Here is a 10,426-nt window from a genome sequence, read left to right as displayed (position 1 = left end):
GGCGGGTGGGTGCCAGCGCAGCGCATCCGCGTCGAGGAGGCCCTGCGCGCCTACACGGCGGGGGGCGCCTGGGCGGGGTTCCGCGAGGGCGACACCGGCGTCCTCGCGCCCGGCCGGCTGGCGGACGTCGTGGTCATCGACCGCGACCTGCGCGCCGTGCCCCCCGAGACGATCCGTCAGGCGCGCATCGTCACCACGGTCGTCGGCGGGCGGATCGTGTTCGAGGGCCCGCGACAGCCGTGACGGGCGCCAGGGGACACCGCAGGCTGGGCGGGACGGATTGATGTCGGCTCACGCGGGACCAGCGCCGCGGGTGGCATACTGACGAGACACCCTGCACATGCGGTGGTCGCAACCGCGTCGCGCGGGTCGAGTGAGCCGTGTATCGACCAGAGACTGCCATCGAGGTGCCGTGGACGCGCCGTCGCTTCTGGGCCGACGCCCGTCGCTCGGTCCCGGCCAACGTGTGGCTGCTCGGCGTCACGAGCCTCTTCACCGATGTCAGTGCCGAGATGGTGGCCAGCGTCCTGCCGGCGTACCTGATGCTCGGCCTGGGGCTGTCCCCGCTCGCCTATGGCGCGGTGGAAGGGCTCCATGTCGGGGCGACGGTCGCCACCCGCTGGCTCGGCGGCGCGGTCGCCGACTGGTGGGGGCGGTACAAGGGGGTGGCGCTCCTTGGCTATGGGCTCTCCGCGGCCTGCCGTGCCGGTCTCCTCCTGGTCGGCTGCTCTCCCGCCGGCATCGCGGGCGTGATCGCGGCGGACCGGCTGGGCAAGGGCCTGCGCACGGCCCCGCGCGATGCCTTGATCTCGCTGAGTGCGACGGCTGGCGGTCTGGCCCAGGCGTTCGGCGTCCACCGCGCGCTCGATGCGGCCGGTGCGCTGATGGGGCCGCTCCTGGCTGTCCTGGTGCTGCGTGCCCTCCCCGGTGCCTACGACGTGGTCTTCGTCACGAGCTGTGCGGTGGCCATCATCGGTGTCGCCGTGCTGGCCGCGTTCGTGCGCGATGTGCCTGGCCCGATCGCTCCTGCCAGCAGGCCGTCGCTGGTCGCCGCCCTGGCGCTGGTTCGCCAACCCGCGGTCGGTCGCATCGCCCTGGCGGCGGGGGCGCTGGGGCTCGTCACCGCGAGCGATGGACTGCTCTACGTTGCGCTGCAGGCCTCCGTCGGGTTTCCCGCCCATTGGCTGCCCCTGCTGTCGGTGGGGACCGCCGCGACCTTCCTGCTGCTGGCCATCCCCGTCGGGATGCTCGCGGATCGCTGGGGGCGCCCCCGGGTCTTCGTCTACGGGCACCTCGCGCTGCTCCTGGTGCACGCGGCCCTGCTGGCGCCGATCGCCGGACCGTGGATGCCGATCGCCGTCGCCGTCCTGCTCGGCGTCTACTACGCGGCGACCGATGGCGTGCTGATGGCGCTGGCGAGCGCGGTCGTTCCTGCGGACCAGCGCGGCAGCGGGCTGGCGCTGGCGGCCACCGCGAGCAGCCTGGGGCGCATGGGGGCGGCCCTGGGGTTCGGCGTGTTGTGGAGCACCTGGTCACGTGACGTGGCCGTGGTCGCCTTTGCCCTGGCGCTCGCGTGCAGCCTCGCCCTGGTGCGGCCGCTCCTCCGCGCCGCGACTCCGGACGGAGACCCGTCATGACCACACCCCGTCGTCGCGCGCGTGTCTGGGGATTCGTGCTCACCTGCGCGTGCGCCGTCGCCCTTGCGGTGGGCTATGCGTCAATCGCCATGAGTCGCCGCTCGCCTTCCGCCGCGCCTGCCGGCGGCGTCACGCTCCGCGCCGCGCCGCCCTCTCGGCCATACCTGGTCGTGAGCAGTGCGCACCCGGGCGACACCTGGGGCAGGCTGGTGCTCGTGTCGGCGGCAGCACCCTCGGAGGGTGTGTTTCCGACGACGCTGGCGTGCGAGCGGGCCCACATGGCGGCGGGCCGCGGGTCGTGCCTGAAGCAGGACCGCACCACCGCCGCCTACACACAGGAGATCTTCGACGAGGGCTTCCTGGTGCGTCACCGCGTGCCGCTGACCGGCGTGCCGAGTCGGACGCGGGTCTCGCCTGATGGTCGGTGGGCGGCGGCGACGGTCTTCGAGCACGGCCACTCGTACGCGGACGAGGGCTATTCCACGCGCACGACGCTCGTCGACACGGCCTCGGGGCGCGTCGTCGCCGACCTCGAGCAGTTCGAGATCGAGCGGGACGGGCGCCGCTTCGCGAACGTCGACTTCAATTTCTGGGGCGTCACCTTCGCGCCCGACAGCGACACGTTCTACGCCACGCTGTCGTCGGGCGGCGTGAACTACCTCGTGACCGGTCGCGCCTCGACCCGTCGCGCGCGCGTGCTGCGGACGGGCGTCGAGTGTCCCTCGCTGTCGCCCGACGGCACGCGCATCGCCTACAAGCATCTCGTAGGCCCGGGCGCCTGGCAGTTGCGGCTGCTCGACCTGCGGACCGGCGCGGAACGCGACCTCTCGAGTGAAGCGCGGAGCCTCGACGACCAGGTCGATTGGCTCGACGACGCCCATGTCATCTACCAGATGGTCGGCGCCGGCGGCGCGAGCGTGTGGCAGATGGCCATCGACACGCCCGCGTCGCCGCGGCTACTGGTCGACCGAGCCTTCTCGCCCTCCGTGATCCGCTGACGTTCGCGAGCGTGGGCTGGTCGCCCTGCACGCGGACGGCAGCGGCGCCGAGGCTATGCCAGGGCGGCGAGGGCCTGCTCGATCACGCCGCCAGCCCGCGCCAGGGCCTCGCTCGCGGCGTCGCGCGACGCACCCGACCGAACCATGACGATGGCGGTGGCGACGTCGCCGCCCCCGGCCTCCAGCGCGGTCGTCGCGGCTGCGTCGTCGAGTCCCGTCTCCGACTGCACGATGCGCACGGCCCGCGCCTGCAGCTTGCTGTTGCGTGCCCGCATGTTGGTCATGCGGTTCCCACGCACGTAGCCCAGCTGAATCATCGCCGTCGTCGAGATCAGGTTGAGCACGAGCTTCTGCGCGGTGCCGGCCTTCATGCGCGTCGAGCCGGCGACGACCTCCGGACCCACAACCGGCACGATCGGTACGTCGACCGCCTCGGTGATCGCCGAGCCGGGCACGCAGGTGACGGCGACCGTGAAGGCCCCGAGCGACCGCGCGTACTCGACGGCGCCAATCGTGTAGGGGGTGCGCCCGGACGCCGCGATCCCGACGACCGCATCGTCTGGAGTCACGCCGCGTGCCGCCAGGTCGCGTGCTCCGGCGTCGCGGTCGTCCTCGGAGGCCTCGACGGCCCGGTAGCAGGCCTCGTAGCCGCCGGCGATCACGCCCTGCACGAGATCGGCCGACACGCCGTAGGTCGGCGGGCACTCCGACGCGTCGAGCACGCCGAGGCGCCCCGACGTGCCGGTGCCGACGTAGATCAGTCGTCCGCCGCGACGCAGGCGCCCGACCACGCCCTCGACCGCCCGCTCGATGGCGGGGAGCTCGCGCCGGACGGCGGCCGGCACGCCGTGGTCCTCGTCGTTGATGAGCGCCAGCGTGTCGGCGATGGACAACGTGTCCAGGCCGCGGGACCGCTCGTTCTCCTGCTCGGTGATCGGAAGGTCGGACATGTCGGCGTCGAGTGTAGCGCCGGGACGCGGCACGAGCGGCCACAGGCCACGGTCTGCGGGCGCCCCCCGTACCCCGTACCCCGTACCCGGTACCCCGTACCCGCTACCCGCTACCCGCTACCCGCCTCCGGTTTACCTACTAGGCGCCCCCCTCGACCTGCAGCTGTGGTATCACCCTTGGAACCGGCGGGTGCCTGTGGCCGCCGCACACGAGGCGACGTCCATGCCCACCTACTCCCTTCGCATCAACGGCAAGTCCCACGACGTCGAGGCCGAGCCCGACGACACCCTCCTGCAGGTGCTGCGCGACGACCTCGACCTCACCGGGTCGCGATACGGGTGCGGCGAGGGCCAGTGCGGCTCGTGCACCGTCCTGGTCGACAACCGGGCGATGCGATCGTGCGTGGTGAAGGTCAGTGCCGTCACCAAGGCACAGATCGTGACGATCGAGGGCCTGGCGACCGGCGACACGCTGCACCCGGTCCAGCAGGCGTTCCTCGAGGTCGAGGCCTTCCAGTGCGGCTACTGCACGTCGGGCATGGTGATGGCCACGGTCGCGCTGCTGCGTACCAACCCGTCGCCCACCGAGGCCGACATCGTGAAGGTGCTCGACCGCAACGTCTGCCGGTGCGGCACATACCCGCGCATCGTGAAGGCCGTGCGGCTGGCCGCCGAGCGGCTGAAGACGGCGACGCCCGCCACCGCGCAGGAGGCCCAGCGATGAGCGCGCACACGCAGGAGCCCCTCGAGGTCGAGCGGTACGAGTTGTCGGCGCCACCGACCTACGTCTTCGAGATGGAGCGACGCACGTTCCTGGCGATCTTCGGCGTGCTCGGCAGCGGGCTGCTCGTCGCGGCGACGCAGGCCCACGCGCAGGAGTCGGGGCAGGCCGGTTCGCGCAGCCTGCCGACCGACGTCAAGGCGTGGGTGCACGTCGGCGAGGACGGGCGCATCACCGGCTACACGGGCAAGACCGAGATCGGCCAGAACATCCGCACGTCGCTCGCCCAGGCGATTGCCGACGAACTGCACGTGCCGCTCGACCGCGTGTCGCTCGTGATGGCCGACACCGACCTCGTGCCCTTCGATCAGGGGACGTTCGGGTCGCTGTCGACGCCGCGCATGGCGCCACTGCTCGCGCGCGCGGCCGCCACCGCACGCGAGATGCTGATTGATCGCGCGGCGACACGCCTCGGTGTGCCCCGCGCCTCGCTCGCGTGCGAGGCGGGTCAGGTGACCGGGGGCGGCAAGTCGGTCGCCATCGGCGACCTGGTGAAGGGAGCGCAGTTGACCGGTGCGGTCCCGGCGGACGCGCCGCTCATGCCGCGCAGCGCCTGGAAGGCCCGTGGCACCGCCGCAGCGAAGGTCGATGGCCGCAGTTACGTGACGGGCGCGCACCGGTACACGCCCGACCTGACGCGTCCGGGCATGCTGCACGGCCGCATCCTGCGCCCGAAGGGCTACACCGGCACGCTCGCGTCGCTCGACGACAGCGCCGCCAAGGCGATGGACGGCGTCACCGTGGTGCGCGACGGCACGTTCGCCGGCGTGGTGGGCCCATCGGCGCGCGTGGCGCGTCGCGCCGCGGCCGCGGTCAAGGCGGAGTGGACGGTGCCTGCGGATCTGCCCTCGTCAGTGACGGTGTACGACCACCTGAAGGCGACGGCTACGGCCGCCGCTGCCGGGCGGGGCGCCGCGCCGACGCAGGCGGGTGATCCGGCCAGGGCCCGGGCGGGCGCGGCCCGCACGTTCGAGGCCTCGTATCGCATCCCCTACATCGCCCACGTGCCGCTCGAGCCGCGCGCCGCAGTCGCCGAGTGGACGGGCGACAAGCTGACGGTGTGGACGGGGACGCAGCGTCCCTTCGGCGTGCGCACCGAACTCGCGACGGCCTTTCGCATGCCGGAGGAGCGCGTGCGCGTGATCGTGCCCGACACGGGGTCGGCGTACGGCGGCAAGCACACCGGCGAATGCGCCGTGGAAGCGGCACGGCTCGCGAAGGCCGTCGGCAAGCCCGTCAAGGTCGTCTATTCGCGGCCCGAGGAGTTCTCGTACGGCTACCTGCGCCCGGCCGGCGTGATCGACGTCGCCGCGGCGGTCGACGCCGATGGGAAACTCGTCGCCTGGGAATTCGACAACTGGAACTCGGGTGGCGCCGGGCTGCCGACGCCCTACGACGTGCCCAACGTGCGCACGCAGTTCCACCAGGCCGACTCGCCGTTGCGCCAGGGCTCGTATCGCGGCCTGGCCTCCGCCGCCAACCACTTCGCGCGCGAGATGCACATGGACGCGATCGCGCGGGCGCTCGGCGTCGACGCGGTCGAGTACCGGCGGCGGCATCTCTCGAACGATCGCGTGCGCGCGGTGCTCGACGCGGCTGCCAAGGCCGTGGGCTGGCCCAAGCCGTCAGTGGATGGGCGTGGCCTCGGCATCGCGTGTGGCACCGACAAGGGCAGCTACATCGCGACGGCCGCCGAGGTGAGCCGCACCGACCGGACGCTCAAGGTCGAGCGGCTCGTCGTCGCCTACGAATGCGGCGCCATCGTGAATCCCGACGGCGTGCGCAACCAGGTGGAGGGCGCGATCGTGCAGGGCATCGGCGGCGCGCTGTTCGAGGCGATCGCCTTCGCCAATGGCGCCATCACCAACGGCAACATGGCGTCGTACCGCGTGCCGCGCTTCCGCGACGTGCCGCCGATCGAGCTCGTGCTGCTCGACCGACCCGACCTCCCGTCGGTCGGTGCGGGCGAGACGCCGATCGTGTGCGTGGCGCCGGCGATCGGATCGGCCGCGCGCGCGCTGGGCGCCGTGGGCGATGCCATGCCGGTGCGCTTCGCGTAGCCGGCCGACGGTGAACGCCGGGCTCACGCGACCGGCGCAGAGTCGCAGGGGAGAGCCGGCCCTGTCTTCTCGACGGTAGGGCCGGTTGTCCCAACCCGGCCCTGCTCGACGTTCACACCTCTTGCGTGAAAGTCAGGGCGGGGTGCGGAAGGCTCCGCACCCCGCGCACGGTCCTACTTGGCTGTCGGCACGCCCTCCGTGATCGGCAACTGCCGCGTCGTCGGGGCCTTCGGGGTGGCGATCTCGAACACCACTTCCAGCACGCCCGCCGTGAAGGTGGCCACGGCCGAGTCGGCCTTCACCGTCTCGGGCAGCGCCAGCGTGCGCGAGAAGTGCCCGTACGACCGCTCGGTGCGGAAGTACTCGCCGGTCGCCTCACGCGTGGACTCGCGACGCTCGCCCGTGATCGTGAGCACGTGCTCGCCGACCTCGATCGTGATGCCCTCACGCGTCATGCCCGGCAAGTCGGCGCGGAAGAACAGCTTGCCGTCCTTCTCCTCCACTTCGACCGCCGGCAGCCAGCCGGCGTGCGCCTTCTCCAACAGTCGCGCACCGATCGGCCACCGGCTGACGCCCATGCCGGCCTCGGTGAAGAAGCTCTCGATGTCGTCGCTCAGCGCGCGCATCAGGCTGTAGGGCGTGCGGGTGGGAATGGCCGAGGTCGCCTTCGACGTCGGTCGTGCAATGGTGGTGGTGACCATATGAGTCCCTCCGGACCGGCCCCGCGGCACGCGCCGTCGCACGCGCCAGGCGTCGCTGCCTGGCGCGGATGCTCGGCGAGTCCGTCGGTGACCAAGAGGAACGCTTGCATCACGCGTGCCCGCGCCACCCGAACACCGCCGCGTCAGAGGTGAACTGCACGAACCTCGCGGTGGGCCGCGTGCCTGCGGCCGCCAGCACGCCCGTCGACTCGGCGATGGCCGACCATCAGGCGCCCCGGCCAGGCTTCTGGGGCACGGGTGTCTCGCCGCGCTCGAGCATCGCGACGAGCGCCGCGATCTTCTTCGCCCGTCCGGCGGCCGTTCGCATCGTGGTGACGCGGAAGGTGAGCGCGAAGAGATTCTGCTTGCTCAGCGTCCGGAACGTCTCGCGTGCGCGCGAGCTGGCGTCGATGGCTGCCCGGAGGTCGTCCGGGATGTTCTCCACCGAACCCGTGCGCACCGGGGCATAGGCCGCCTCCCAGCGCCCGTCGGCCTTCGCGAGGTCCACCTGCCGCTGCCCGTGCGGCGTCATCCGCCCGGCCGCCGTCAGCCTGGCGATGTGCTCGCGATTGACCTGGCTCCACAGGCTCTTCGGCCGGCGTGGCGTGTAGCGCTGCAGGTACGACACCTCGTCGAGCCCGCGCCGGAGTCCGTCGATCCAGCCCCAGCACAGCACCACGTCGAGGGCCTCGCCGATCGTGATGGAAGGCACGCCGGAGCCCGTCTTGTAGACACGAAGCCAGATCTCGTCGGCGCGGTCGTGATGCTTCCCCAGCCAGGCCTCGAAGGCGGCCGCCGTGCGGAAGGACCGCTCCTGACCTGGTGTCGGGGCAAGCGGAGGCATGGAGGGCCTCATGGTAACCGGGCCGGAGCACGGGCGACAGGCGCGCCCGGGCCAGATGGTCCCTGTGGCCACCGGCGCGCGGCGGGCCGTGGCCCCCTCTGCCGTCCGATTCCGCTTGGAGGAGAAAGAACCCTCTTTCCCCGAGCCCTGACTGATGCGGAACCTGATCCTTGTCGTGTGCATCCTGCTGGCCGGCGGCGCCGTCGCCGCGGCCCAGACCGTCCCCGAAACCTTCGACTCCTGTCCGGATCCGTTCAAGGTCACGCTACGTGCCGTGCGGGCCGACCATGACCTTGCCGGCGTGAGCTTTGCCACGTCGACCGCCGGCGTGCTCAATTGCGCGGGCGCCGTCGGCCTGGCCGATCCCGCCACGGGACGCCCCATGCTGCCCAACACGATGGCGCGCATCGGCAGCATCTCCAAGCCCATCACGGCGATGGCGATCCTGAAGCTGCGCGACGCCGGCAGGCTGTCGCTCGACGACACGATCGTGTCGCACCTGCCACATCTGCTGCCCGCCGGGGGCGTCACCGACAGCCGATGGAACCAGGTGACCCTGCGCATGCTGCTCCAGCACACGATGGGCTGGGACCGGGCCGTCGTCGCCGAGCCGATGCAGAGCAGTCGGGCGATCTCGACGTCGCTCGGCATTCGCGGCCCCGCGACGTCCAGCGACGTCGCGCGCTGGGTGTTCCGGCAGCGGTTGCACTTCACGCCGGGCTCTCGGGTCTCCTACACCGGCATCGCCTTCGGCCTGCTCTCGCTGGTGGTCGAGCGTGTCTCGGGCATGCCCTACGAGCGCTACACGCGCGAAGCCGTGCTCGAGCCCCTCGGCATCCGCACGTCGATGCGCGTCGGTCGGACGCTCATCGAGGGGCAGTCGCAGCCAGACACGCCCGATCGCCGCGAGGCGGTGTACGTCGTGCCGTCGTCCGTGTCGCAGGTGCCGAGCGTGTTCCCGTACGTGACCGGGACGGTGCCCCGGCCGTACGGGGAATGGTACGAAGAGGCACTCGAGGGGTCGGGGGGCTGGGTGGCCACGGCGCCCGCCCTGGTGCGACTCGTGGACGCGGTGTTCGGCCGCGCCAACGTGCCGTCGATCTTCTCGGCGCAGACGCGCGCCGAGATCCAGGCACGGCCGGCGGTGACGCCCACGGGCAACTACTACGGGCTGGGATGGCAGATCATCCCGGTCTCCACTGGCAACCGCATGCGCTTCGCGGGCGGGCTCCGCGGCACGATGGCCGAGGTCTACCACCTGCCGAACGGGCGCTCGTTCGCCTACATCATCAACTCCTCCGGCGACCTCGACGAAGACCTGGCCGGCCCGATCAGTTCGCAGATGTTCGCCGGCGTCGCCGCCCAGCCAGGGGCGGCCAACAACCTTGGCACGGCCGCCGCGTACGTGGACTCCACAGCGGTGGTACCGCAGATCCGGTCGCAGAAGGGCGTCGTCGATGCGGTCACCGGCGAGCCGGGCCTCTCGCCGGGCACGCGCTTCGTGGTGCACGGCTGGCGGCTCGCAGGGGCGTCGCAGTCGTCGCCGACGCCGGCGGGCAGCCTGGGGGGCGTGGAGGTGCGCATCAACGGCGTCGTGGCGCCGCTGTTCTCGGTGCAGCCCGAACGACTCGAGGCCCGCGTACCGGCGGCGCTGGCCGATGGCACGGCCACGCTGCGGCTCACGCGCGACGGCGTGGTGGGGGAGCCCGAGCCGGTCGAGATCCGGACGGTGCCCGACAGCGACGGCGACGGCTTGCCGACGAGCTGGGAACTGGCCTTCGGCCTCGATCCCTCGTCGGGCAGCGGCAACAACGGCGCGAACGGTGATGCCGATGGCGACGGCGTGCTCAACGCCGCAGAACTGGCGGCCGGCACGCATCCCCTCGGCACCTTCCGGCGCTACTTCGCCGAGGGCGCGACCAGCACGTTCTTCGACACCCGCTTCGCCCTGGCCAACCCGACGACGTCGTCGGCGACGGCCGTGCTGCGCTTCCTGAAGGGCGACGGCACGTCGTCCGTGTACCCGATCACGGTCGCGCCGCGATCGCGCGCGACGATCGACGCCAAGACGATCACCGCCTTGGGATCGGCCGAATTCTCGACCGTGCTCGAGGCGGACGGAACGCTCGTCGCCGATCGCACCATGCGCTGGAGTGGCGAAGGGTATGGCGCCCACACCGAGACGGCCGTCAGCGCGCCGTCGCCGGTGTGGTACCTGGCCGAGGGCGCGACGCACAGCGGGTTCGACCTGTTCTACCTGCTGCAGAACCCCTCGACGACGACCCGACCCGTGCGCGTGCGGTACCTGCGCCCGACCGGCGCGCCGCTCGAGAAGACCTACGTGCTCGCGCCGAACTCGCGGACCAACATCTGGGTGGACGTCGAGGAGTTCGACGGCGTCGGTCCGGCGCTGGCCAACACCGACGTGAGCGCCGTGATCGAGGCGACCGACGGC

9 protein-coding genes are annotated in these 10,426 nt (G+C 72.0%); 6 read left to right on the top strand and 3 right to left on the bottom strand.

The genetic code is table 11. The features are described 5' to 3' along the window. The 3 genes from ACIRDX_RS16865 to ACIRDX_RS16855 form a co-directional block, all read left to right on the top strand. Positions 1 to 243: amidohydrolase family protein (locus ACIRDX_RS16865; RefSeq protein WP_396626605.1), on the top strand; the 243-nt coding region annotated here is incomplete at its 5' end. Between the two features lie 137 nt (positions 244 to 380). After that, the gene (locus ACIRDX_RS16860; RefSeq protein ID WP_396626604.1) at positions 381 to 1,637 is read left to right on the top strand and encodes an MFS transporter; all 1,257 of its coding nucleotides are present in this window, start codon (positions 381 to 383) and stop codon (positions 1,635 to 1,637) included. Beyond that, complete coding sequence (locus ACIRDX_RS16855) at positions 1,634 to 2,635, top strand: TolB family protein (protein ID WP_396626603.1); 1,002 nt, start codon at positions 1,634 to 1,636, stop codon at positions 2,633 to 2,635. The genes ACIRDX_RS16860 and ACIRDX_RS16855 overlap by 4 nt, the downstream gene beginning before the upstream one ends. A 53-nt stretch (positions 2,636 to 2,688) precedes the next feature. On the opposite strand, the gene murQ is transcribed toward ACIRDX_RS16855, so the two are convergent. Next, entirely contained in the window at positions 2,689 to 3,585 is an 897-nt protein-coding gene (gene murQ / locus ACIRDX_RS16850) for an N-acetylmuramic acid 6-phosphate etherase (protein WP_396626602.1), read from the bottom strand. 223 nt (positions 3,586 to 3,808) lie between these two features. On the opposite strand from murQ, the gene ACIRDX_RS16845 reads away from it, so the two are divergent. Next, entirely contained in the window at positions 3,809 to 4,309 is a 501-nt protein-coding gene (locus ACIRDX_RS16845) for a (2Fe-2S)-binding protein (protein ID WP_396626601.1), read from the top strand. Continuing rightward, positions 4,306 to 6,426 (top strand): molybdopterin cofactor-binding domain-containing protein, encoded by a 2,121-nt coding sequence (locus ACIRDX_RS16840; protein WP_396626600.1) that lies wholly within the window; start codon positions 4,306 to 4,308, stop codon positions 6,424 to 6,426. The genes ACIRDX_RS16845 and ACIRDX_RS16840 overlap by 4 nt, the downstream gene beginning before the upstream one ends. 173 nt (positions 6,427 to 6,599) lie before the next feature. Here ACIRDX_RS16840 and ACIRDX_RS16835 read toward each other — a convergent pair whose 3' ends face one another. Together ACIRDX_RS16835 and ACIRDX_RS16830 are read right to left on the bottom strand one after the other, a co-directional pair. Further along, on the bottom strand, positions 6,600 to 7,127 hold the full coding sequence (locus ACIRDX_RS16835) for an Hsp20/alpha crystallin family protein (RefSeq protein WP_396626599.1): 528 nt from the start codon (positions 7,125 to 7,127) through the stop codon (positions 6,600 to 6,602). Between the two features lie 226 nt (positions 7,128 to 7,353). After that, positions 7,354 to 7,971, bottom strand: coding sequence for a YdeI family protein (locus ACIRDX_RS16830; RefSeq protein ID WP_396626598.1), 618 nt, complete (start codon positions 7,969 to 7,971; stop codon positions 7,354 to 7,356). A 154-nt stretch (positions 7,972 to 8,125) separates the two neighbouring features. Here ACIRDX_RS16830 and ACIRDX_RS16825 point away from each other — a divergent pair. Further along, a partial coding sequence (locus ACIRDX_RS16825) for a serine hydrolase (protein ID WP_396626597.1) occupies positions 8,126 to 10,426 on the top strand: 2,301 nt, incomplete at its 3' end.

This window comes from Luteitalea sp. (assembly GCF_044337415.1).
Classification (GTDB): domain Bacteria; phylum Acidobacteriota; class Vicinamibacteria; order Vicinamibacterales; family Vicinamibacteraceae; genus Luteitalea.
The sequence above is the reverse complement of the archived record's forward strand: the minus strand, read 5'-3'. Positions and strand labels throughout refer to the sequence as shown.

Coding starts and splice junctions, on each gene's coding strand:
- murQ (WP_396626602.1), bottom strand. CDS start 3,585: ATGTCCGACCTTCCGATCACCGAGCAGGAGAACGAGCGGTCCCGCGGC.
- ACIRDX_RS16835 (WP_396626599.1), bottom strand. CDS start 7,127: ATGGTCACCACCACCATTGCACGACCGACGTCGAAGGCGACCTCGGCC.
- ACIRDX_RS16845 (WP_396626601.1), top strand. CDS start 3,809: ATGCCCACCTACTCCCTTCGCATCAACGGCAAGTCCCACGACGTCGAG.
- ACIRDX_RS16840 (WP_396626600.1), top strand. CDS start 4,306: ATGAGCGCGCACACGCAGGAGCCCCTCGAGGTCGAGCGGTACGAGTTG.
- ACIRDX_RS16830 (WP_396626598.1), bottom strand. CDS start 7,971: ATGCCTCCGCTTGCCCCGACACCAGGTCAGGAGCGGTCCTTCCGCACG.
- ACIRDX_RS16855 (WP_396626603.1), top strand. CDS start 1,634: ATGACCACACCCCGTCGTCGCGCGCGTGTCTGGGGATTCGTGCTCACC.